Origin of the sequence: Streptomyces sp. WMMB 714, assembly GCF_900090125.1 — a bacterium.
In the GTDB taxonomy this organism is placed as follows: domain Bacteria; phylum Actinomycetota; class Actinomycetes; order Streptomycetales; family Streptomycetaceae; genus Streptomyces; species Streptomyces daqingensis.
Map to the genome: position 1 here is coordinate 56062 of NZ_FMHJ01000012.1, position 23383 is coordinate 79444.

Annotated in this window: 12 protein-coding genes; 2 read left to right on the forward strand and 10 right to left on the reverse strand. The window is 71.7% G+C overall.

Annotated elements, in window-relative coordinates:
- Positions 1-10 precede the first annotated feature (10 nt).
- From H181DRAFT_RS21110 to H181DRAFT_RS21120, 3 genes are read right to left on the reverse strand one after another with little or no spacing between them, the layout of a single operon-like run.
- Positions 11-7507 carry a non-ribosomal peptide synthetase gene (locus H181DRAFT_RS21110; RefSeq protein ID WP_052708678.1) on the reverse strand — a complete coding sequence of 2499 codons (7497 nt, stop codon included), beginning with the start codon at positions 7505-7507 and terminating at the stop codon, positions 11-13.
- Entirely contained in the window at positions 7504-10929 is a 3426-nt protein-coding gene (locus H181DRAFT_RS21115; protein WP_045866147.1) for a type I polyketide synthase, read from the reverse strand. The genes H181DRAFT_RS21110 and H181DRAFT_RS21115 overlap by 4 nt, the downstream gene beginning before the upstream one ends.
- Positions 10926-12218, reverse strand: a complete 1293-nt coding sequence (locus tag H181DRAFT_RS21120; protein ID WP_045866148.1) for an MFS transporter — start codon at positions 12216-12218, stop codon at positions 10926-10928. The genes H181DRAFT_RS21115 and H181DRAFT_RS21120 overlap by 4 nt, the downstream gene beginning before the upstream one ends.
- An 827-nt stretch (positions 12219-13045) precedes the next feature.
- On the opposite strand from H181DRAFT_RS21120, the gene H181DRAFT_RS21125 reads away from it, so the two are divergent.
- Positions 13046-13936, forward strand: a complete 891-nt coding sequence (locus H181DRAFT_RS21125) for a universal stress protein (protein WP_045866272.1) — start codon at positions 13046-13048, stop codon at positions 13934-13936.
- Between the two features lie 100 nt (positions 13937-14036).
- On the opposite strand, the gene H181DRAFT_RS21130 is transcribed toward H181DRAFT_RS21125, so the two are convergent.
- A complete protein-coding gene (locus H181DRAFT_RS21130; RefSeq protein WP_045866149.1) occupies positions 14037-14303 on the reverse strand; it encodes a hypothetical protein in 267 nt (88 codons plus the stop codon).
- Between the two features lie 988 nt (positions 14304-15291).
- Between H181DRAFT_RS21130 and H181DRAFT_RS29680 the strand changes: the two genes are divergently transcribed.
- Complete coding sequence (locus tag H181DRAFT_RS29680) at positions 15292-17637, forward strand: DUF1996 domain-containing protein (RefSeq protein ID WP_158715460.1); 2346 nt, start codon at positions 15292-15294, stop codon at positions 17635-17637.
- Positions 17638-17915: 278 nt separating this feature from the next.
- Here the strand turns inward: H181DRAFT_RS29680 and H181DRAFT_RS21140 are convergent, their stop codons facing one another.
- The 6 genes from H181DRAFT_RS21140 to H181DRAFT_RS21165 form a co-directional block, all read right to left on the reverse strand.
- Positions 17916-19265 carry a class I SAM-dependent RNA methyltransferase gene (locus H181DRAFT_RS21140; protein WP_045866150.1) on the reverse strand — a complete coding sequence of 450 codons (1350 nt, stop codon included), beginning with the start codon at positions 19263-19265 and terminating at the stop codon, positions 17916-17918.
- A gap of 284 nt (positions 19266-19549) precedes the next feature.
- On the reverse strand, positions 19550-20302 hold the full coding sequence (locus tag H181DRAFT_RS21145; protein WP_045866151.1) for a maleate cis-trans isomerase family protein: 753 nt from the start codon (positions 20300-20302) through the stop codon (positions 19550-19552).
- A 145-nt stretch (positions 20303-20447) separates the two neighbouring features.
- Positions 20448-20930 carry a MarR family winged helix-turn-helix transcriptional regulator gene (locus H181DRAFT_RS21150; RefSeq protein ID WP_045866274.1) on the reverse strand — a complete coding sequence of 161 codons (483 nt, stop codon included), beginning with the start codon at positions 20928-20930 and terminating at the stop codon, positions 20448-20450.
- A gap of 59 nt (positions 20931-20989) precedes the next feature.
- Positions 20990-21844 carry an alpha/beta fold hydrolase gene (locus tag H181DRAFT_RS21155; RefSeq protein ID WP_045866152.1) on the reverse strand — a complete coding sequence of 285 codons (855 nt, stop codon included), beginning with the start codon at positions 21842-21844 and terminating at the stop codon, positions 20990-20992.
- Positions 21845-21920: 76 nt separating this feature from the next.
- Positions 21921-22631 (reverse strand): isochorismatase family protein, encoded by a 711-nt coding sequence (locus H181DRAFT_RS21160; RefSeq protein WP_045866153.1) that lies wholly within the window; start codon positions 22629-22631, stop codon positions 21921-21923.
- On the reverse strand, positions 22628-23374 hold the full coding sequence (locus H181DRAFT_RS21165; protein ID WP_045866154.1) for an SRPBCC family protein: 747 nt from the start codon (positions 23372-23374) through the stop codon (positions 22628-22630). Before H181DRAFT_RS21165 ends, H181DRAFT_RS21160 begins: the two co-directional genes overlap by 4 nt.
- Between the last annotated feature and the right edge of the window lie 9 nt (positions 23375-23383).

A 23383-nucleotide genomic window follows, 5' to 3' on the forward strand; every position in this document is an offset into this window, starting at 1 on the left:
CCGGGCGGGGTCAGCACGCCGGGGGCTCGGCGCGTGGCGGCGGGAGCGCGCGGGCTTCGCGCAGCATGGCGTCCGCCAGGCCGGCGTACTCGGCGAGCCAGCCCTCCACCGTTCCGGGCTCGTAGAGGTCCGTCGAGAACTCGGTGTGGATCTCGGCCGTCCCGTCGGGGCACGGAAGGAAGCTGAAGCTGCAGTCGCGGCGGGCCGTCAGTCCGGTCTGATCGGTGACGACGGTGCTCACGCCCGGCAGGTCGACGCTCAGATCGATCGAGTTCTGGTACGTCGCCCCCAAGGGGATGCTGTTGGGCAGTTCGATGCCGTGATGCCGTGACAGGCCCTCTCTGATCCGCGCGTACGGGATGAAGTTGGCGACGCCTTCCGCGAACCCGGACGTCACCTGGCGGCACAGCTCGGGAAGCGTCTCGTCACCGCCGGTGCGCAGCCGGAGGATCAGGATGGTGGCGGTGCACGTGACGAGCGTGTCCGTGCTGGGATGCGCGCGGTTGGCGTACGCGGTGCTCAGCACGGTCTCCTCCCTGCCGCTGCGGAGGTGGAGCAGCCGGCCGAGGACCGCGAGCATCACCGCGTAGGGCGTCGTCCCGGTCTCGCGGGCGAAGTCACGCAGCGCGCCGAAGAGTTCGGCCGGCACGACCGCGTGGGCCGTGTCTCCCCGCCCGGACAGCACGGCGGGACGGGGATGATCCGCGGGCAGCCCGCTGTCCGGCCGGCAGCCGGCGAGCCGGTCCGCCCAGAAGTCCACCCGGCGGCGGTGCTCCTCTTCCGACAGGGCCGAACTCGCTTGCAGTCGCGCGTAGTCGGTGCACTGGGAGGTCGGCGCGGGCAGCGGCCGCAGAGGAAGGCGCCCCGCCTCGTTGCCGTACAGCGTGCCGAACTCCTTCAGCAGGACGCTCACGCTCCACCCGTCGCACGAGATGTGGTGCAGGACGAGCATGAGCGTGCAGCTCTCGTCTCCCGTGCGGAAGAGCCTCACACGGGGCTGCACGCTTCTCGCGACGTCGAACGGCGTCTGCGCGATGCGGTCGCACTCGGTCTCGAGCCGTTCCGCACGCTCGGGCGGGGGCACCTCGCGCAGGTCCTCGACCGGCAGGGGCACCGGACGCGGCGCCAGCACCTCCTGCCACAACTCCCGCCCGGGCTCCGGCTCTCCTGCCCCGGGGGCGCCGCCGGGGCCGGGGCTCGTGCTCGTGCTCGTGCTCGTGCTCGCTGTGGCGTGCTCCCACGCGTACCGGCTGCGCAGCGCGTGGTGCCGGTGGATCAGCTTCTCCAGCGCGCGCCGCAGGGCCGGTACGTCCAGGGGGCCTTCGCACCGCAGTCTGAGGGCGACGTTCCAGACCTGCGGCTCCCTGGTCTGCTCGTGCCGCATCACCATGCCGGTCTGCTCCCGGGTGGCCGGTGCGCGTTCCTCGACGGCGCCGGCGTCCGCGGGGTCGGGGGCGCCGGGATCGGTGCCGGTGCTGGTGCCGGTGCCGGAAGGGCCGGGGCTGCCCGTGAGGTAGCCCGTCATCGCTCTGAGCGTGGGCTGCTCGAAGAAGCGCACCACCGGATAGTCGGTGGCGAACTCCTCCACGGCACGCCCCACCAGGCGGATCGCGCTGAGGGAGTCGCCGCCTGCGGAGAAGAACGACACGTCGTCGGCGAGGTGTTCGGTGTCCGCGCCGAGGGCGTCCGCCCACAGCTTGCGCAGCGTCGCCTCGACGTCCGGTCCTCCCGCTGCCGCGCCGGCGTCGTCCGTACGCGGCGGCGCCAGCGCCGGGACCGTGCCCGGCGGCAGAGCCGAGCGGTCCAGCTTGCCGTTCACGTTCAGCGGGAGTCCGGGCAGCACGGCCCACTCCCGGGGAACCATGTAGTGCGGAAGCCTCGCGTCCAACTGCCGCTCCAGCTCCGCCGGATAGGACGGTTCCGCTGCCCTGCCGGCGTCCTCGGGGACGACGTAGCCGACCAGCCGGCTGCCGCGCCGCGGGTCGCGGCGGGCCACCACGGCCGCGTTCCGCACCCCGGGCAGTCCGCGCAGCGCCCGGTCCGGTTCGGCCGGCTCCACCCTGAAACCGCTGATCTTGACCTGGTCGTCGGCGCGCCCGCGGAAGACCAGCGCTCCGTCGGGACGGACTTCGACGAGGTCGCCCGTGCGGTAGCGGACGCCGCCTGTGGTGGGGACGAACCGCTCCGCGGTCAGTTCCGGGTCCGAGTGGTAGCCCAGCGCCACCCCCGGCCCGGTGATGTGCAGCTCCCCGACAGCTCCGGCGGGGACGGGCCGTCCCTCTGCGTCCAGCACGTCCAGCCGGGTGTTGTCGATCGGGTACCCGATGGGGATCGGGCCGTCGTCTCCGTCCGCCGGAACCGCGGGGACGGTATGCGTGGTGGCGAGGACGGTGACCTCCGACGGTCCGTAGACGTTCACCGTCCCGTACGGCGCTCCGGCGTGCGGGCGCCTCGTCAACTGCTCGCCGCCGCACACCAGATGGCGCAGCGGAGGCTGCTGGTCCGGGGGCAGGGCCAGCACCTCCTCGGCGAGCGCCGTCGGGAGCATGGTGAAGGTGATGCCCTCCCGTGCGTACCAGCGGCTCAGGGCCCTGGGGTCGAGCCGCACCTCGTCCCCGGCGACGGCGAGGCTGCCGCCCGCCGCCAGAACGGGCCAGATCTCCAGCAGGGACGCGTCGAAGCTCTGGCTGCACACGACGGCTCCGCGGGTGCCGGGGCCGGTGCCGAACCGGCTGTGATGCCACTGGACGAGGTTCACCAGTCCGCGGTGGCTGAGTCCGATGCCCTTCGGCCTGCCCTCGGAGCCGGACGTGTAGATCAGACAGCAGGTTTCCGAGGCCCCGTCGGATGCCGCCGTAACGGATGCGAGAGCCTGCCCGGCGGAGCCGGCGGGTGTATCGGCCGCCCCGCCCGTGTCGAACGTGGTGACGCCTTCGGGAAGCGGCGGCAGGGCGGGAGCGTCGCCGTTCGTGAGGACGATGCGGGCCCCGCTGTCCTCGAGGACGTCGGTCACGCGCTGCGGCCCGAGCGCCGGATCCAGCGGAAGGCAGGCGCGTCCGGTCTTGAGGACGGCCAGCGCGGCGACGACGAACCCCGCGGAGCGCGGCAGCCACAGCGCGACCGGCGGCCCGCCGTCCACCGGCAGTCCGCGGATCGACTCCGCGAGGCGCTCCGCGCGTTCGTCCAGTTCGCCGTAGCTCAGCGAGCAGTCCGCCGCGGAGACGGCGGGGCGCCCGGGGTCCCGCCGGGCCTGCCTGGCGAAGAGTTCGTGCACGGTGGTGTCCTCGACGGGCCGGGCGGTGCCCTCCGCCGAAGCCCCAGTGCGGGGTGCGGCCAGCCGCACGGACGGATCAGCCGCGGCTGCGCGGAGGATGCGCTCGAACCGTGCCGCGAAGCCGGCGACCGTCGCCTCGTCGAAAAGGTCGGTGCTGTACTCGAAGCGGCACTCGACGCTGTCGCCCGTCACCGAGAAGTACACCGTCAGGTCCACCAGCGCCTTGTCCGCTCCGACGGCGGCGGGACGTGCCGTGACGCCGGGAAGGTCGAGGAGAAACGGCGGCCCGCTCTCGTACTCGGCCATGACCTGGAAGACGGGCGCGCGGGAGGTGTCCTCCCTGGGCGGCGCGACCGCGTTGACGACGGTGTCGAAAGGCGTCCCCGAGTGGTCGTACGCGTCGAGCGCCGTGCTCCGCACCCGCTCCAGAAGCTGCCGGAACGTGGGGTCGCCGCCGCAGTCCAGGCGCAGGGCAAGGGTGTTGACGAAGAAGCCGACCAGGTCGTGGGTGCCCTCGGGGCGGTCGGAGACGGGTGTGCCGATGACGATGTCTTCCTGGCCGCTGACCTCTCGGAGCATCGCCGCGTACCCCGACAGGAGCGTCATGAACAGCGTCGCCCGGGCGCTGCGGCCCGACTTCCGCAGCCCTGCCACGAGTTCGGGCGGGAGGGTCCGGTGCAGGGACCGGCCCCGTGCCGACGGCCTCGGCGGGCGCGGCCGGTCCGTGGGGAGGTCCAGCACCGGCAGTTCGCCGCTCAGGGTCTCCTTCCAGTAGGCGAGGTCCCCGTCGCGGGCATCGTCCGCCCGCGCGTCCGCCGCCTGCCGACGGCTGATGTCCCGGTAGGTGAGCGGCAGTTCGGGCAGCTCGTCCCGCGTGCCGGACCGCGCGGCGCGGTAGAGGGCGGACAGGTCGCGCGTGACGATGCCCGCGGAGACCCCGTCGACGACGATGTGGTGGAAGGAGAGGACGAGCACGTGCCTCTGCTCGCCCAGCCTCAGCAGCCGGGTCTGGAAGAGGGGGCCGCGTTCGAGGTCGAAGCGCCGCTCGCTCTCCTCGGCCAGCGCCTCGCGCATGGCTGCCGCCTCGCTGCTCTCCGGGCAGTCGACGACGGGGAGTTCGGGAGCGGCATGCGGCAGGACGTACTGCATGGGCTCGGCCGCCTCCGTGCGGAAGACCGTCCGCAGCACCTCGTGGCGTTCCGTCAGCCGGCTCAGCGCCTCGCGCAGCGCGTCCGTGTCGAGGGGGCCGTCGAGGGGGATCGCCGCGGGTTCGTTGTACGCGGAGCGGCCGGGCAGCAGCTGCTCCAGGATCCAGATTCGGCGCTGACCGGGCGAGAGCGGGGCGCCTTCCGAGAGCTCGCCGGCGGACGGCTCTACCGGCGGCGGGCCGCCGGACCTCTCCCGGGCGGACGGCTGTGCTGCGGACGGCCGCACACTGATCGCTTCACGGCCGGGCTGCGGGACGTCGCCGTGCAGCGACTGCCGCAGGGTGTTCAGACGGGGCAGCCCTTCCAGGAGTGCCCGATGCGGCACACCGAAGTCGAGCAGGGCGGCGACCTCGTCGACGCCGGCGGCGCGGAGGGCGTCCACTACCGGCAGGCACTGCTGCGGGCTGCCGATGAGCGCCCGCTGGTCGCAGTACCGCTCGTACGCGCGGCTGAAGACGGCGTCGAGATCGTCCTCGCTGAGCGAGGCCAGGTCGACGCGCCGGCCGAGGCTGCTCGTCATCTGCCCGAACAGCGACAGGGAGGAGCGCATGTAGCGGAAGAGCGGCTTGTACGCGGTGGCCCGGGCTTCCGCGTGGTCGTCCGCGAGGTAGGTGTGCAGCAGCACGGTGACCCTGCCCGCGTCCGGGTCGAGGTCGCGCTCGGCCCGGGCCCGGCGGTAGAGCGCGATGTTCTCGGCGAGCTGCTCGGGGCTCTGCCCCATGAGGTTGGTGACGACGCCCAGGTCGTGGTGGCCCGCCTTACGGTACGACTCGGGGTTGCCCACGATGGCCGTGTACATGGGGAGTTCGCGCTGGAAGGGCCGGGGGAAGATCCTCAGGTCCGCCTCGTCGGCGCCCGTCCGCCTCCGCAGGCCCTGGCCGCTCCACAACGCCCGCACGTCCGCGACCTGTTCGTACATCGACTCCCGGTGGCTGCCGAAGCGCTCGGGGAAGAAGGCGAAGTCGCGGGCGTTCCAGCCGCCGGCGCAGCCCAGGCCGACCCTGCCGCGGGAGAGGTTGTCCACCACGGACCACTCTTCCGCGACCCGCAGGGGATCGTGCAGCGGAAGCACGACGGAACCGGCGTTGATGCGGATCCGTGCGGTCTCCCGTGCCAGCGCGGCGGCGAGCACCGACGGGTTGGGGAAGACGCCGCCGAAGGAGTGGAAGTGGCGCTCCGGCAGCCAGAGGGCGTGGAAGCCCTGCTCGTCGGCGAAGCGGGCGGCCTCCGTGATCGTGTCGTAGGCGTCGGCGGCGGACTGCTGTTCCGGATAGTCGCCGAAGAAGTACAGGCTCACATCGGGTGCGGCACGCCGCGGCGGGGAGGCGGGGCTCGTCCGCGCCGGGGTGCGCGCCGCCTTCCGGCGCGGGAAGAAGCCCGCCCCGCGCAGCTCCCGCAGGGAGTCGGCGACAGCCCGCTCCACGAAGGCGATGTCGTCGTCCGAGTGCGCGGTGGAGAGGAAGAAGTTCCGCCACTCCCAGACGTAGACACCCCGCAACACCAGGTGGTGGTAGAGGAGTTCCAGGTCGGCGCGGTGCTCGAAGCGGAACATGGAGCCGTAGTGGACAGCCCTGAGCGGGAACTCCTCCTCCTCGAAGAAGCGGTTGAGCCTGTCGGTGAGCTGCCCCGTACGGGAGTTGAGGCTTCTCTGTACCTCGCCGTCCTCCTCGCTCAGACGCCGCAGCACGGCGCAGGCGGCCGTCATCGCGAGGGGATGCTGGAGGTAGGTGCCGCCGAAGAACGTCGTCTCACGCTCCGGGTAGCTGTCGTCGCCGTACTGCCACTGCCCGCCGTCGACGCCGTCCAGGAGGTCGGCCCGGCCGGCGACGGCACCGATGGGGAAGCCCCCGCCCAGCAGCTTCCCGTAGGTGGCGAGGTCGGGCACGACCCCGTACAGCTCCTGCGCGCCGCGCGGGTGCGGCCGCAGCCCGGTGAGCATCTCGTCGAAGAGCAGGACGATGCCCGTGCGGCTCGTCAGCTCGCGCAGCTTCCGCACGAACTCCACAGGCTGGAGCGAGGGGTTGCGGCTCTGCACGGGCTCGACCGCCACCGCCGCGATCTCGTCGGCGTGCTCGGCGATGGTGTCGAGACTCTCCGGAGCCCCGTAGTCCAGGACGATCAGGTCGGCCATGGCGCCCTCGGGGACGCCCGGCGACAGCGGGACGGTCCGGCGGTCCGCGCCCTTGCCGACGCTGCGGCCGAGGGTGGCGTCCGCGTGCCCGTGGTAGGCACCGTGGAACACGACGATCTTGGAGCGTCCTGTGGCGGCGCGGGCCAGGCGGAACGCCGACGCGTTGGCCTCGGTGCCGGACGTCGCGAAGGCCACGCGCTCCAGGCCGGTCATCCCCGTCAGAAGCTCCGCGGCCTCGCCCGTCTCCGGGCTTCGGGGGCCGAGCCGCAGCCCACGGGAGAGGTGGCTGCTCACGGCCTCGGTGAGGAAGTCCGGCTCGTGACCGAAGAGCAGGGTGCCGAAGCCCATGGTGATGTCGACGTACTCGTTGCCGTCGACGTCCGTCAGCCGGGCGCCTTTAGCGTGCCGCGCGGCCAGCGGATAGAGCATCTCCTTGGTGGAGTTGCGGAAGCCGACCGTGGCGCGGCTGTCGGCCAGCACGGGCCGGTAGCGGCCGGCGAGCGCCTTGGAGCGGGCCGTGCGGGCGGTGAACCGCTCGACCAGCTCGTCGACATGACCTCGTGATGCGGGCACCGCCGACGCCATGGACGAGTCGCGGGAGACCGTCACCCGCGGTCCGTGGACCCGGGCTCCGGCGGCATGGCCGGACTCGGGGGCATGGCGGGACTCGGGCGCGGGGGCGGGGTCGAGGGCGGGAGCGAGGTCGGAGTCGGGGTCGGCTCCCGGGACCGGTCCCGGAACGGTGGACGGCCCCTCGTGTTCAGACCCCGCGTGCTCAGACCTCCCGTGCTCCTGCCGCGCGTGCTCCGTCGCCTTGAGCTGCGCGATCTGGTCGGTGATCTTCGCTGCGAGAGCGGTGAGTCGCGTCAGGTCGGTACTGCCGGAGGTGCTCATCGGGTCACGCCCGCGGTCCGGCCGTCCGACGGTGCCGCCGGCAGTCCGGCGGCGAGCAGCTCCGACACCTGCTGCATCAACTGCATCTGGATCTGCATGAGTTGGTTCACCTGCGCGGTGAGGGCGTCGACGGACGCCTGGGTCGCGAAGGGAGCCCCGGCAACGGGCTCAGGCGCGGGGCCGTCAGTTCCCCCCGACTCGGCGGCGGACGGCGGGAGTTGGCCGACCGTGTCCGGCGCGCCCGCGGGGGACGGCGCCTCCTCGCGCGGCGTGCGGGCCTCTCCTCCGGAGCGCTCGGCCACCAGCCGTGCCAGGAGCAGCGGCGTGTCGACCCCCTCGAAGACCTCCCGCACGGCGACCTTCACGCCGTAGAGGTGCTCGACGTCCTGCAGCAGATTGATCATCCGCAGCGAGTCGGCCCCCAGATCGAAGAACGGTACTTCCGCCTCGCACTCGGCCTCGTCGATGCCCAGGTGATCGGCCGTCAGCCGTATCACCCGAGCCAGTGCTTCCTCTTCCGTCCCCGTCATCACGGGTCCCCCTTCGTCTTCTTCGGCCTTCTCCGGCGCCGGGCTCTCGACGAGCTCGGGCCCCGTCCAATACGACTTGCGCTGGAACGGATAGCCCGGCATGGGCACCCGCCCGCCACCGCTCCAGCCGACGGCCTCCCGCCAGTTGAGCGCGTAGCCGCGGCAGTGCATCTCCGCGACGGCCGTCCACAGCGGCGTCAGCTCCCCACCCGCCCGCACGGTCGGCAGTGCCGTGGCGGGCAGCCCGGCACGCGCGGCGAGGCCGCTCAGTACGGAACCGGGCCCCAGCTCCTGGAGGACCGCGCAGCCCATCCCGGTGAACTGCTCGAGCACGCGGTCGAATCGCACGGCTTCCCGGGCCTGCCCGCGCAGGTACGCCGCGTCGGGCACCCAGCCCGCCGGCCGTATCTCGCCGTCCACCGCGCTGACGAAGGGCAGCCGCGTGGGGCGGAGCCCGGCCCGTGCGGCCAGCGCCTCGAGTTCGCCGAGAACCGGCTCGACTTGGTGACTGTGGAAGGCGCGGTCGACGGCGAGTCGGTGGACGCGCACCGAACGCCCGGCCAGGAGGGCGGCGGCCCGTTCGACTTCCTCCACCGGGCCGGCGACCACCTGGTGCCGCTTCCCGTTCACCGCTGCCAGGTCGATGCCCCGGCACTCCGCGAGGACGTGGGACACGGCCTCACCGTCAGCGAAGACCGCGAGCATGGCGCCGTCGGCGCAGCCCGTCTCCATCAGCCGGCCCCGTTCGGCGGTGAGGCGCAGACCGTCCTCGAGGGACAGCGCTCCCGCCCCGTACAGGGCCCCGTACTCACCCACGCTGTGTCCGGCGACGGCCGAGGGCTCCCCGCACAGCGCCCGCCACAGCTCGCACTGCGCGGCCTGGAGGGCGAAGAGGGCCGCCTGCCGGTCCTGCGGTACCTGCTCCGCCGCCCGGTCCCCCGGCGAGCCGGCGCCCGTCAGCTGGGAGAGCAGCGACCGCCCGTACTCGTCCCTGAACTGCTCCTCGCAGGCGTCCAGCGTTCTGCGTACCGGCGCGAAGCGCTCGTACAACTCCCCTGCCATGCCTGGCCGGTTGTCGCCCTGGCCGCTGAACATCCAGCCCACGGGCGCGAGCCGGGTCCGGGGCACCACGCCCTCGGTCCACCGGCGGCGGACGGAGGTGCGCCCGGCCCCCGGCCGCTCCCGCTCCCCCCGCGGCCCATGCGGCGCCTGCTCCTGGGACGGCTGCTCCCGGAACGGCTGTTCCTGGGACGGCTGTGCCTGGGGCGGTTGCTTGGCCTGCTGTGCCTCTGCCGAGGTGATGAAGTCGTCGAGCGCGTGGGCCAGTTCGGTACGTGTGCGGCCGAACACCACGAGGCGGTGCCGCAGATGGCGGCGGCCCAGGGCCTGGGTCGTCATCAGGTCCTCCAGGCGCGCCGCCGGACGGAGGGCGAGGTGCCCGCGCAGACGGGTCGCCGCTGCCAGCAGCGCTTGCCGTCCGAGCCCGGACACGGGCAGCAGCGTGGGCATCTCCCCGGCACCTCCGCCGCCCGGCGCCGGGACGCGGCCGCGGCTCCGGCCGCGGCTCCGGGCGCGGGGTGCCTCCTCGACGACCATGTGCACGTTGGTGCCTCCCACGCCCAGGGAGGTGACGGACGCCCTGCGCGGGGAGAGGTCCCGCGGCCACCGGCTCAGCTCGGTCGGCAGGTAGAACGGGCTGTCCTCCAGGGCGAGGAGAGGGTTGGCGGAGGTGAGACCGGCGAGCGGCGGGACGGTTCCGTGCCGCAGCACCAGTACGGCCTTGATCAGCCCGGCCAGTCCCGAACCCACGTCCAGATGGCCGATGTTGGCCTTGACCGCGCCGATCGCGCAGTAGCCGGCGCGGTCGGTGTCCTCGGCGAACGCCTTGCTGAGGGCGCCGAATTCGATGGGGTCGCCCTTGTAGGTGCCGGTGCCGTGCGTCTCCACGTAGCCGATCGTCTCCGCGGACACCTCGGCGGAGGCCAGGGCCTGACGGATCACGTCCCGCTGCCCTTCGTCCGAGGGCGCGGTGAAGTGCTGTTTCGTCTTGCCGTCGTTGTTGACCGCGCTGCCCAGGATCACGGCGTACACGGTGTCGCCGTCGGCGAGGGCGCGGTCGAGCCGCTTCAGGACGACAGCGGCCACACCGTTGCCTCCGACGGTGCCGTCGGCCGACGCGTCGAAGGGACGGCACCGGCCAGTGCCGGAGAGCACGGAACCCCCCGCGTACTCGTAGCCCGCTATCTGCGGCACGTGGACGGCCGCGGCACCCGCGACGGCGAGGTCCACCTCGCCGGTCAGCAGCGACTGACGGGCGAGGTGCACCGCCACCAGGGAACTGGAGCAGGCGCTCTGGAGGCCGAAGGCCGGACCCGTCAGACCGAGACGGAACGCGGTGCGGGTGGCGATGAAGTCGGTGTGCCCGCCGACCGTGCGGTGCAGGCCGGAGAGGAAGCTGCTGTCGAGGCTTTCGAGGACGTTGCTGTGCAGGTAGGAACGGAACGGATAGAGGTGGAAGCCGCTGGTGGCGTACACGCCCGTACGGGCGCCGCTCTGATCGCCCGCGTATCCGGCGTCCTCCAGGGCGTGGTGGCAGCACTCCATGAACAGGCGGTGCTGCGGGTCCGTCAGCGCCGCCTCCCGGCCGCTCATCGAGAAGAAGGGCGCGTCGAACTCGGCGATCCCGGAGAGCGGGGCCGTGGCCCCGACGTAGTCGCGCGACCGGGCGAGAGCGGGGTCGACGCCCGCGGCCTCCAACTCTTCCGGTGTGAAGCGGCGGATGTGCGAGCGTCCCGAGCGGATGGTCCGCCAGAACTCCCCCGCCGTACGGGCTCCCGGCATCCGCAACGCGATACCGACGACCGCTGTCCGGCCGTCCGCCGAGACAGTCATCGGTTGACCTCCCGTTCCCGCTCCGGCGCGGCGTCCGCGGTCTGGTGCGAGGGCTCGCGCGGTGCGGCCGCCAGACGCCGGCGTATGAGCAGGAAGGCCAGCCCCAGCACGAGTGCCGCACCGTGCATGGCCCCCACCACCCCGAAGGGCGAGAAGCGTTCGAGCAGCGAGGCGCTGATGACCATTCCGAGGCCGAACGCCGTGTTCTCCGTCGTGGCGGCGAGGCCGAACGCGGCGGCCCGGCCCTTCTCGGGGAGGGTCTGCAGGCGCGAGACGAAGGCGTTCTCCGTGAACCCGTCGGCCATGCCGGCGAGGACGATGACGGGGAGGGCCAGCCAGACCGGCAGCCCGGCGAAGGCGAGGATGAAGGCCGCCGACATGATCATGACGCCGACGGCGAAAGCGGTGTCGGACGGGGCTCCCCGGCGCTTCGCGTACCGCGTCGTCAGCCGCTGCGCGATGAGGTTCCCGATGGCCCACGTCGTCCAGAACTGGCTCATGAACACAGCGGGGTCGTCCGGGTCCACGGCACGGGACTGGACCGGCATGCCCACGTTGTGCGCCGAGGAGCCGAACCCGTCCACGGCTCTGACCGCGACGAGCATCAGCACCAGCGGAGGCAGCGCCCCGAAGGCCAGCGCCGCCATGCGCCTTGCCCGCGTGGGCCGTGTCTCCTCCTGGCCGCCTCCCCGCTCAGGGGGCACGCGCCCCTCCGCCCCGGTCTCCCCGGAGTCCGTGCGCGTACGGAGCGGGAGCCAGGCGAGGTTGGCCGCGGAGAGCGCGAACGTGCCGGCGGAGACGAGGAACGCGGCAGTGTGCCCGAGCAGGGAGACAACGACGCCCGCCGAAGCGAATCCGGCGACCATCGCGACCGAACGGCAGCTCGCCAGCAGGCCGTTGGCCCACACACGCCTGTCCGCCCCGACGATGGCCGGTACGGCGGTGCGCAGCGCGACGCCGTTGGAGTTGGAGCAGAGGCCCGCGACGACCACGACCGCGTACAGCAGCCATACGCCCGTGAAGCGGTGGAAGACCACCAGAGTGATCAGTCCGAGAGCCTGGGCCGACTCGGCTGTGATCATCATGCGTTTCAGATCGAGACGCGCCGCCAGTTTCCCCGCGAGCACTCCGCCTATCAGCCCGACGAGAAGGCGCACCGCCATGACGAGGCCGGTCTGCAACGCGCTGTCGGTGAAGTCGTAGACGAATAGATTGAAGGCGACGAGATTGAGGTAGACGCCATATGCGGAAGCGGCATTGCCGGCCGCCAGAAACCTGAAACAACGCACAGCGGAAACGCTGTCACGAATGGCTGTCACGAGCCCGCGCCTCCGGTGGCGTCTGGAATTCGCAGTGAGTCTTGCAGCAGGTTTGCGGTCCGTCAAGGTCCTCCCGGCAGAAGGCTCCGGCTCTCGGCTGGGGTGTCCTTGCGGGGCGGCGACTTCCTGTCGTGCAGCGCAGCGACACCATGGCAGACACTTAAGCGGAAGAAATTGCTCCGATTCTCCGCCAGTGGCCTACCACCGTGAAAGCACAGGTGAGCGGCGCTTCCCGACGGTCGCAGGCACCCGCCCGGCCACTCCCTCCGAGCGGCCTGCGTCCGCGGCCCGAACCTCGGAAACGACCTCGGCCTCCGCCGCTCCCGACACCCGGAAACGCCGAAACGCAGCCGCGAAAGGACTCCGAAGACCACGCCCTCGCGCCCTTTCACCCCGCTCCCCTCTTTCCCGTGGATTCGACGCGCCTGCATTCTCCGGCACTGGCACTGGCACCGGCACCGGCACAGAACAAGATCACGCTGATCCATTACATCCTCAGGCGGAATCCGTAAACACGAGAGCGACCCCACTCCCTCTCCGGATCCTGAATTCGTGAAAGGCGGAGAGTGGCGTGACACGGAAAGGCGAAAGCCGATCACAGGGACCGGGCATCACGGCACGCACCGCCGTCCCGTCTCCCCGCTGCTCCTTGCAGCGGAATGGCCCCTCCGGCCCGCGGTACTGCCCCGATGGGCCCTGTCACGGCCCGGCTCCGAGTGGTCCGCTGGAGGCGGGACTCCCGGCGGGGCGCCTCTCGCTGGGCGCGGAGACGAGGCGAGTGAGAGGGGACGGCAATGGTGGACGGATCCGTGACCGTCGGCGTGGACGGATCACCCTCCAGCATCAAGGCGGTCGAGCACGGAGCCGAGGAGGCCCGGCTCCGCGGAGCACCTCTGCGGCTCATGCACGCCTACACCCACCCGTACATCCTGCCGCCCGCTCCCCTCGGCGCGAAGGCCATGCCCTTCGGTCCGTTGGGAGAAGCGCTGCGGGAGGACGGCGAGAGGCACGTGACCGAGGCGAAGGAACGGGCCCGGGCCACCGCGCCGCAGATCGACGTCACCACCGAGGTCGTCGAAGGCGAACCGCTGTCCGTACTGGTGGACGCCTCGAAGAGCGCGTCCCTGATTGTCGTGGGACGCCGAGGCCTGGGAGGCTTCGCCAGCCTCCTGCTCGGGTCCGTCGGCCTCCACCTCAGCGCCCACGCGCACTGCCCCGTCATGGCACTGAGGGGCAGGCCGGAGCCCTCGGGCGACATCGTCCTGGGCGTCGACGGATCACCCGCGGCACAACTGGCGACCGAGTTCGCCTTCCACGAGGCGTCCCTGCGCGGAGCCCGGCTCGCCGCGACGCACGTGTTCTCCGAATGGAGCGTTCCGCCCTCGCCTCCCGAGGACGAGTCCATGCCCTACGCCCGCCGGCCGGGCACCCTGCGCGAGGACGAGGAACGTCTCCTCAGCGAGGCCCTGGCCGGCTGGCCGGAGAAGTACCCGGACGTCACCGTCGAGCACCGGTGCGTACGCGGCGCGACGCGGGAGAAGCTCATCGAAGCCAGCGACAGCGCACAACTGCTCGTCGTCGGAGCACGCGGACGCGGCGGCTTCGCCGGTCTGCTGCTCGGCTCCGTCAGCCAAGCGGCGCTCCACCACGCGCGATGCCCGGTCGTCGTCGCCCGGGACAGCCACTGACCACGGCAGCCACGGTCAGCACGGGACGCGGACGCGCTGGGCGGGGCTCCGGTCGGCGGCTCGGCCGACCGTGGGGGCGCTACGGCGATGACGGCCGCCCCTAGTTCGTCAGCCCACTCGGCCGCCACCCCGCGAGCATCTCGTCCTCAGCCACCCGCACGACCCTCCGGATGGCTTCGACGTTCGCGAGGTGCTTCTCCTTGAATTCCTTCCTGTTGCGCGTCTTACGGACAAAGCTGCGACTGGCCCCGTAGAAACAGAGAGCGGCTAGCGCCAGCAGCGGAACGGAAGCGGCGAGCGTGGACAGGAAAGAGATTCCCCAGTACGCGATGAACAGGCCGATCGCCGCAAGCCATGACACGTCCACGCGCCAACGACCGACAGGGCCTGCGACTTACTCGCCGCCTCTTCGAGCTCAACTGTGTAGCCCCCCGCCATCGCCGTCCATCCTTCCCATGTTCGACTGTCGCAGATTCGCGCAGGCTGACAAGCGTCAGCCGCGGCCGTATTCGCAGGCGTCCGACGTGCACGACGTGCCCGACGAATCTCCCCAGGCCAGGCGAACTTGCCACGGTCAGCTCATGCCGCTGCGGAGGAGTCCGAGTTCTCACTCGAAGGAGCTAGCGCTCAATCTCGCGACAGGCAGCACCTGTTGGCAGCACCAGTTGACCGTCGACGCCCTCTACCGAGAACGGCAGGCTGACTTGCGCGCCGGGCGGGAGTCCTCGTCCGCAGTGCGGCGTTCCCGTCAGCACCGACGATCTGGCCCCGGCTCGACCGCAACACGGACAGACCGGCGCGTGCGCGAGCCGACTCGGCTGGCCGCTCGCTCCCCTCAACTCCACCGAAGATTGGTTGGGTTCGAGGTTCGACGTACGTCGACCAGAAGCGGCGTATCGGTATGTACTGGAGTGAACCACCCCGCCGCCCGACCGCCGCTCCGGGACTGCGGACTACGGACCGGGGTCGCGGCTCGCGGGTTGCCGGAAGTGCACGAGAGGGCCACGACGTCATGTCGCGGGAATCTCTCAACAATTCGCCGCAAATTACCCTCGACGCCGGTCAATCGCGCCGACGTTCAGCGAGAGGAACGGGGTGCGGCGGCACGAGACGACAGCAAAGTTGTCCCGTCGGTACGAGAGCGCCATCCTCGCGGACTCGCTGCGCTAGGCTCGGGCCGCCTTCGGGCCTCATAGGCCTGGACCTAGCACGCGATTGACCCGTAATTCCAAGATGTTGTCGTTCGCGACGACTCAGCCAACGCCATTGTCCTCGATCGTCGCACAGCCCTGGAGGGCACCGGGCTCGTGAAATTCGGGGCGTCGCATGACGCAAATGAGTGGAGTGAAGTCAATATGCGAATAAAGGGCCATAGACGCTCGCGCACGGCGAACAGAACGATAGCGATCGTCGCAGCGCTGGTGGTCGGCGGTGGTGGCGCGGCGGCGATAGGCGTCAGCGCCTTCGCGGGGTCGAGCGAGGCCCCCACTCCCGCCGCGAGCACCATCGACTGCCCCGATGTGAGTCTTGCACTGGATCAGGTCCCCAAGGGCGCCAAGCAGCCTGTGGGTCAGAAGCTCGCCACTCTCGACCAGCAGGTCGCGCAGGCTTACGGCCAGTGGAACTCGCAGGAGCAGAGCGCCGACGAGACCCTCGGGCAGTTGAAGCAGCAGCGCTCCGAGACCATCGAGAGCATGAGTCAGGACATCCAGAAGGCCGGCGGCCAGGCCCCCGGTGACCTGGAGTCCATGGCCCAGTGCCAGATGTTGAAGGACCAGGCCACCCAGGAAGGCCAGGGGGGCGGGAACGAAGGCGGCCAGCAGGTACAGGGCCCGGTCGCCGACGACTTCGTCAACATCGAGGACGTCGCGCCCAACGCCTCGGAGGAAGAGGACCCGGGCGGCAGCTTCGAGACGAAGTGCGGCAACAACGAGGAAGAGCACTTCAACTCGGACAACGTGATCGCCGCTCCCGGTGTGCTGAACGGCGCCCACCACGTGCACGACTACGTGGGCAACGCGGACACCAGCAGCGAGTCCAGCGACGAGTCCCTCGCCGCGGCCAACACCACCTGCGCCAAGGGCGACCAGTCCACGCACTACTGGCCTGTGATCCGTTCACTGGACGGCCAGGAGGACCAGCGGGGCGCCGTGCAGGAAGGCGACATCGACAAGGAGCCGGCGGGCCAGGAGAAGCCGCAGGGCCAGCGTTCCGGCGATGACGCCGGTCAGGACCAGGGCCAGGACCAAGGCCAGGGTCAGGACCAAGGTCAGGACCAGGGACAGGGTGAGGGCGAGGAGCAGCCCCCGGCCGAAGGCCAGGACCAGGGACAGGACCAGGGACAGGGTGAAGGCGAGGAGCAGCCTCCCGCCGAAGGCCAGGACCAGGGACAGGACCAAGGCCAGGACCAGGGACAGGGTGAGGGCGAGGAGCAGCCCCCGGCCGAAGGCCAGGACCAGGGACAGGACCAAGGCCAGGACCAGGGTCAGGACCAGGGCCAGGGTGAAGGCGAAGGCGAAGGCGAAGGCGAGGAAGACCAGGTCGGCGGTGGCGAGGGTGCCGAGGCCGAGCCGGGTGACGGTGGGTCCAACGACCTCAACATCGGCACGATCCTCCAGCCGGACCCTGAGCTGAAGTTCACCTCCGGCGGCGCCGAGCAGGTCGTCGCGATGCCGCGCTTCCTGCGCATCATCACGGGTGACGCCAAGTCCTTCACCAACGGCGTCGAGAACGCCAACGCGTCGTGGAGCTGCGAGGGCTTCGAGGACCGTCAGCTCGAGGACAAGTACCCGATCTGCCCTGAGGGCAAGAAGATGATCCGTACCTTCAAGTTCCAGAACTGCTGGGACGGCGAGAACACGGACAGCGGGAACCACAGGGACCACATGAAGTTCTCGGACGACCAGGGCAACTGCCCCGAGGGGTTCGTGAACATCCCGCAGCTTCAGCAGAAGATCAAGTACGACGTCCCCCAGCAGAATCTGCTCAACGCTGACACTCCGTTCGCGGTGGACTCCTTCCCGGAGCAGCTGCACAAGCCCATCACCGACCACAGCGACTTCATCAACGTCATGCCCAATGAGCTGATGAAGGAGGCCGTGGACTGCATCAACGAGGGCAAGGAGTGCCCGGGCAGCGCCGAGGACCCCGATGAGGGCGAGGGGACCGACGAGAAGCCCGAGGAGTCGCCGTCGAAGCCGGACGAGTCGGACTCGAAGCCGGACAAGCCGGAGGAGAAGCCCGACTCGAACGACGACGGCTCGGCCTCCGACTCCGACAAGCCGGCGGAGAAGCCCGACTCGAAGCCGGACTCGAAGGACGACGACTCCGCCCCGGCGGGCTCGGACTCGAGCAAGGACAAGCCGGAGTCGAAGCCGGACTCGAAGGACAACGGTTCGGCCCCGGCGGGCTCGGACTCGGGTGAGAAGTCCTCGGACTCGGGGTCGAAGTCGGACTCCGACTCGGACTCGAAGTCCGACAAGTCCGACGACGCCGTCGGTGCGGCTGTGGACGAGGACAACCCTTCGGGGGAGCCTGACCGGTCGACTCAGCTGGCGAAGAAGGACGACAGCGACCTCGCCACCACCGGTTCGGACACCCCGGTCGGTCTGATCGTCGGGATCGCGTTGGCAGTCCTTGCTGCCGGCAGCGCACAGGTGTGGTGGCTGCGCCGCAGGCACCTCGCCCGCGACCTGCCGTAGCAGTTCCCTGTAAACGCCCGGGTCCCGTACCCGCTCTTCGCGAGCGGGTGCGGGACTCGCGGCGTTTCCGCCCTGCGCGGGAGCCGCGCTCGGCCACCGGCCCTCAACTGCTCGGCGTCGTGCGCCGGTCGGGCTTCCGGACCGTGAACTTCGGTGTCGGGCCCGGACCGTGAACTTCGGCGACGGGCCACCGGATCATTGATCTCGTCGGGCCCGTCCCGGCCCCTGGCTTCGCTCCCGCCTTCGGCGCTCCGGCCCCGCGCCCGCGAAGCCCCCGCTCAGGCGTTCTTCGCCGCGGGTTCCAGGATCGCCACGCACTCCATGTGGTGCGTCATCGGGAAGAGGTCGAAGGCGCGCAGGAAGCGCGGCACGTAGCCGGCCGCCTTGAAGTAGCCCAAGTCCCGTGCCAGCGCCGCCGGATCGCATGCCACGTATCCGATGCGGCGCGGTCCGAGCCCGGCGATGTGCCGGACCGTCTGCTTGCCGGCGCCCGCCCGGGGCGGGTCCAGTACGACGAGGTCGGCCTCCGTGATGCCCGTGCGCGGCAGTACGGTCTCGACCTTGCCCTGCTCGATGCGTACCCGGTCGAAGCCGGCCAGGTTGTGACGGGCGTCCTCCACGGCCCTCTTGGAGGACTCGATGCCCAGCACGGCCCCGCTCTCGCCGATGCGGTCGGCCAGCGCTCCCGCGAAGAGGCCCGCCCCGCAGTACAGGTCGAGGGCCATCTCCCCCTTGCGGGGCGTGAGTCCGCGCATCAGCGCGTCGACGAGCAGCTCGGCGGCCTGTGTGTGCACCTGCCAGAATCCGCCAGCGCCGACGCGCCAGGTGCGGCCGTCCGCCCGCTCCCGTACGAAGTCCCGGCCGTGGACGCGGTGCAGCCGTCCCTTGTCGGTGGCCTTCTCCCCCGCCCTCAACACCGAGACGGGCTTGTCGAGTTCGACGATCGGCAGCCGCTCGCCGGGCTTCGGCGTGAGGACGACCTGGCGGTCCTGGGAGCCGGTCGCGGCCGTGACCTCGATGCCCGCCATCCCCGGCCATTCGCGCCGCTCGACGCCGAGTTCCTCCACCCCGGGCGCGGCGATCAGGCAGTGGTCGACGGGCTCCACGTCGTGCGAACGGTGCCGGCGCAGGCCCGGGCGGCCCTCGTCGTCGACGGCGAACTGCACGCGCGTGCGCCACGAGGGCACTTCGCCCGCGGGCACCTTGTCGCCGGGGGCGGGCTCCACGGTGCCGTCCCAGGAGACGTCCTCCGGGGTCATCCCCGCCAGGTGCTGGAGCTGCTCCGTGAGGACCTCGCCCTTCAGGCGCCGCTGCGCGCCGGGTTTGGCGTGCTGCCAGTCGCAGCCGCCGCAGCGTCCCGGCCCGGAGAACGGGCAGGGCGCGGGGACGCGGTCCTTGGAGGCTTCGAGCACCTCGATCGCGTCGGCGCGCAGGAAGCGGGAGTCCTCGCGGCCTTCGGTGACGCGGACGATCACGCGCTCGCCGGGCAGCGTGTGCCGGACGAAGAGCACCCGCCCCTCTTCGGTACGGGCGACGCAGTGCCCGCCGTGCGCGACGGGGCCGATCTCGACCTCGTACTCCTCACCGGCCAGTGAAGGGGCGAGGGCGTCTGCGGAGGCTTCGGGCATGGCGGGGAACAGCTCCAGGGGGGACGGCGGTGCGTGGGAGGCGGAAGCCCGGCGGCGGCACGGCCCCTCGTGTACGGGCGCGTGGCGGTGCCGGGCAGTCCTTCAGTCTACGTGCCCCGCACCGCCCGGCCGCCCGCCACCGGTGCCCGCCCGCGCACGACCCGCGCCCCCGCCCGTACAAGGACCACGCCGGCCCAGCCCCGAACCCTGTCCTGGCCCTGAAACCGGCCCTGAAACCGGCCCCGAACCCGGGGTTCCCCCTCCGGGCCCGCCGGTCGGTGCCGTCAGTACCCGCCGCTCAGCAGGCGGCCGGCGTCCGGCACGGTCGCCTTGAGCCCGAGTTCGGTCAGGATGCGGTACGCGGTCGCCGTGGCAGCGGACAGTACGGGCAGGCCCGAGGCGTCCTCGACGTGCTGGACGGCCGGGAGGGAGGGCATCTGCACGCAGGCGGAGAGCACGATCGCCTCGGCGCCGGCGAGGTCGAGGCGCTTCCAGTGCTCCCGCAGGTCGTCGGGGTTCAGCCGCGCCACGGCCAGGTTGTCGGCCACTTCGAGGCTGAGCGAGTCGACGACCTCCGTGCCGGCGTCCTCGATGTAGTTCACGACCGTCTCGGTGAGCGGCTTCATGTACGGCGTGATGACGGCGACCCGCTGCGCTCCCAGCGCCTCGATGCCGCTGAGCAGCGCGCCCGCGCTGGAGACGACGGGGGCGTCGGCGCCCTGGGCGCGGAGCACCGCCGTGATCTCGTCCTCGGCGGTGCAGTGGTAGCCGGGGCCCTGCGCCATGATCGCGACGAGGCAGGCGGTGGCGACGACGTCGGGCCTGGCGTCCGCGAGTTCGAGGGAGGCGCGCTCCGTCTGGGCGTTCATGCCCTTCAGCTGCTCAGGGGTGACCTTCTGCATCCGCATGCGGCTGCTGTGGAAGACGAAGCGGTCCTCCGGTGCGGCCTCCTCGCGTGCGCGCAGCATGCGCGGCAGTTCGGTCTCCATGGTGAGGTTGGAGCTGGGGACGATCATGCCTATGTGGTGGTCCGTCACGGGGGCCTCCTGTCGTTGCCGGCGTGCGGTGGAGTACTCCTCCGCACGCCGAGTTAATCCGAACACGTACTATCTGTCGGCACAAGGGCCCCGAGGAGTCCGTTCACCGGAGCTCCGGGGCTTCGGCCGGCGGCCCCCGCTCCGGTCAGCCCTCCTCGGAGAGCCCTTCCCAGTGGTCGGCGAGAGCCGTCAGTTCACGCATCAGCCGGGCACGCTCCGTCGCCGTGCCGTACGGCTCCAGCAGCCGCTCGTCCAGGGCGCGGGCGCGGTCGTCCGCCTTCCTCAGGGCCTCCTCGCCCTCGTCGGTGAGGAAGAGCAGCTTGCGGCGTCCGTCGTCCGCCGCGGTACGGCGGACTATGAGCCCGCGCTTCTCCAGGCGTCTGGCGACGTCCGCCATCGTGGACGTGTCCAGCGCCACCGCCGAGGCCATCGCGCTCTGGTCACGTCCGGGGGCGGCGTTCACCGCCGTGAGGACGGCGAACTGAGGGCCCGTCAGCGTCGGGTCGACGCTGCGCAGCCATGCCGCCAGGTACGCCTGGTAGAGGCGCCGGACCTGGTATCCGGGAGCTTGGAGCAGGGCGGCGGGAGGCGCGGCGGGACCCGTGGGCGGGGTGGTCTTGTCAGCCATGGGGCCCACTAAAGCACGGCCTGCGCGGGGTTCGTGGCGCGCCTCCTGACGCCCGGCGCTCAGTCGAGCTGGGCACGCAGTGCGTCCCTGAGAACGTCGAGAGCGGGTTCCGGATTGTCCCAGAACACCATGTGCCCGGCGTCCGGAACCGGGGTCAGCCGCGCCCCCAGATGGGTGCGGGCCGCCTCCCTCACTCCGGCCTCCGTGACGACCGGGCTGTCCGCGCCGTGGATCAGCTCCGTCGGCGCGGGCACGGAGGGCCACCAGTCGAAGAAGTCCTCGCTCTCGAAGCTCCGGTGGGTCTCCGTGAGCGCTTCCTCGCCGCAGCTGACGAGCCAGCGGGCCCGCAGCTCCTGCTCGCGGCGCGGCCAGCGGGGCCATGCCTTGGCCACCTCGTCGGCGTCGGTGCCCCGCCGGGCCTGTTCGAGCTGCCCGAGGAAGGCGGGCAGCGTGGTGGGGTACGGGTCCCGGCCGGGGCCGCTCATCGGCGGGTCGACGAGGACGGTGCCGCGCACGGCGGCCTTGGCGCGGACGGCGGTGACCGCGGCGATGCGGGCACCCATGGAGTGCCCGGCCAGCAGCGGACGGTCCAGTCCGAGCCCCTCGATCCACGCCTCGGTGTCCTCGGCGTATGCCTCCAGGCCGTAGTCGTCGCCGTCGTCGGAGAAGCCGCGGCCGCGGATGTCCGGGACGATCGGCCGCACCAGGTCGGTGAGGCGGCGGGCGACGAAGTCCATGGTCACGGCGGGTGAGGTGATGCCGGGCAGGAGCAGCAGCGGCACGCGCTCGTCGCCGGGGCCGCCCCCGTAGTCGAGGGCGTGCAGCCGCAGCGTCCCGTTGCGGATCCACCGGCTGGTGGCGGGGACGTCGGCCAGGTCGGCGAGGGCGGGCTGGGTGATGTAGCGCTCGGTCATGCGGTGGTCCTCACGTCGCTTGGCGGGAGCGGGAGTCGGCGGCCCGCGGCGTGCGCCGTGGCCGCGGCGGGGCTCTTCACCGGACGGCCTCCCGTGCGGGCAGTCCGGAGAGGTAGGCGAGGGCGTCGGAGAGTGCGACGACGTCGCCGTACTTGGCCTGGATGTCGAACAGCGCGGCGTCGTGCGGCCCTTGGGCGCGGTCGCCCGCGCACTCCCGCGGTACCAGCACGGGGAAGCCGGACTGCACGGCGTCCACCGCGGTGGCCCGGACGCAGCCGCTGGTGGTGGCGCCGCAGACCAGCGCGGTGTCGCACCCCAGACCGGTGAGCGTGGCCGCGAGGGAGGTGCCGAAGAACGCCGACGCGCCCTTCTTGACCACCAGATGGTCCTCGGGGCGCCGCGGCAGTCTCGGGTCGAGCGCCACCGCGTCGCTGCCTTCGAGGAGCGCGCGCATCCCCGGGGCCTTGTCCAGCCAGGTGACGGAGCGGCCTTCGGCCTCCGCCGGCGTGTAGGAGATGGCCGTCCACACGACGGGCACCCGCGCGGCGCGTGCCGCCTCCGTCAACTCCGTCGTCGCCCCGACCACTTCGGTCAGGTCCGCGCCCGAGGGGAAGGAGTCCTCGGTGAAGCCGCGGGTGAGGTCGACGACGACGAGCACCGGACGAGTACCGCGGCGCACGGCGGCTCCGAACCCGGCGCGTTCGTAGGTGGCGTCGGTCTCCCGCCCGTACCGGCCGGGCTGCTGCCCGTCCCGCGGGGCCGGCGGAGCGTGCTCGGTGGTGGTCACTGGCGGCCTCCCCGCGTGCAGCAGTGCGCCTTCTCCCGGCCCAGGACCCGCCCCAGCAGCCAGCCTTCGAACAGTCCGAAGGCGAACGCGCCCGCTATGGGGCCGTACTTGGCGACGGCGGGTGGCACGAGCATGGAGAGGCCGTTCAGTTCGGCCTCGGGTGTGAAGCCTTCGGCGTTCCCGGAGCGCTGCGGCGTGACCGGGGTCCGGGCGCCCGTGGTGCCGGGCGCCGCCCCGGCGGCGTCCGGGGAGACCGCGGCGCCCGGACCGTCCCCGGCCGGTGCCGGCGCGGCCGCCCGTTCCTGCTCCAGCAGGCCGCCGAGGTTCCTCGCGAACTGCTTGAGGATCCTGTCGGAGACCGCCGCGACCGCCCCCTTGCCGAACTGGGCGATCTTGCCGCGGATGACGAGGTCGGTGGCCAGCCGCAGTTCCGCGCCGCCGGGCGCCTCGGCCACCTCCAGGCCGACCTCCGCTTCGGCGTCGCCGCTGCCGTGGGTGTCGGCGCCGCGCGCCTGCACACGCAACCGCCGCTTCTCCTCGTCGACTTCGAGGAACCGCACGGTGCCCGCGTAGGCGGCGGTGATGGGGCCGACCTTGACCTTCACCCGCCCCTTCCAGGCGTCGCCGTCCTTGCCTTCGAGTGTCGCGCCGGGCATGCAGGAGGCGACGCGCTCCACGTCGTTGACGAGCGCGAACACCTCGTCCGGACTCGCCGCTACCGTGACCGCGTTGTCGATCCGCATGGAACCTCC

What these genes read in the sequence shown, in the direction of transcription:
- H181DRAFT_RS21140 (WP_045866150.1), bottom strand. Translation starts at nt 19,265, where the DNA reads ATGCCCGAAGCCTCCGCAGACGCCCTCGCCCCTTCACTGGCCGGTGAG.
- H181DRAFT_RS21115 (WP_045866147.1), bottom strand. Translation starts at nt 10,929, where the DNA reads ATGACTGTCTCGGCGGACGGCCGGACAGCGGTCGTCGGTATCGCGTTG.
- H181DRAFT_RS29680 (WP_158715460.1), top strand. Translation starts at nt 15,292, where the DNA reads ATGCGAATAAAGGGCCATAGACGCTCGCGCACGGCGAACAGAACGATA.
- H181DRAFT_RS21110 (WP_052708678.1), bottom strand. Translation starts at nt 7,507, where the DNA reads ATGAGCACCTCCGGCAGTACCGACCTGACGCGACTCACCGCTCTCGCA.
- H181DRAFT_RS21165 (WP_045866154.1), bottom strand. Translation starts at nt 23,374, where the DNA reads ATGCGGATCGACAACGCGGTCACGGTAGCGGCGAGTCCGGACGAGGTG.
- H181DRAFT_RS21150 (WP_045866274.1), bottom strand. Translation starts at nt 20,930, where the DNA reads ATGGCTGACAAGACCACCCCGCCCACGGGTCCCGCCGCGCCTCCCGCC.
- H181DRAFT_RS21155 (WP_045866152.1), bottom strand. Translation starts at nt 21,844, where the DNA reads ATGACCGAGCGCTACATCACCCAGCCCGCCCTCGCCGACCTGGCCGAC.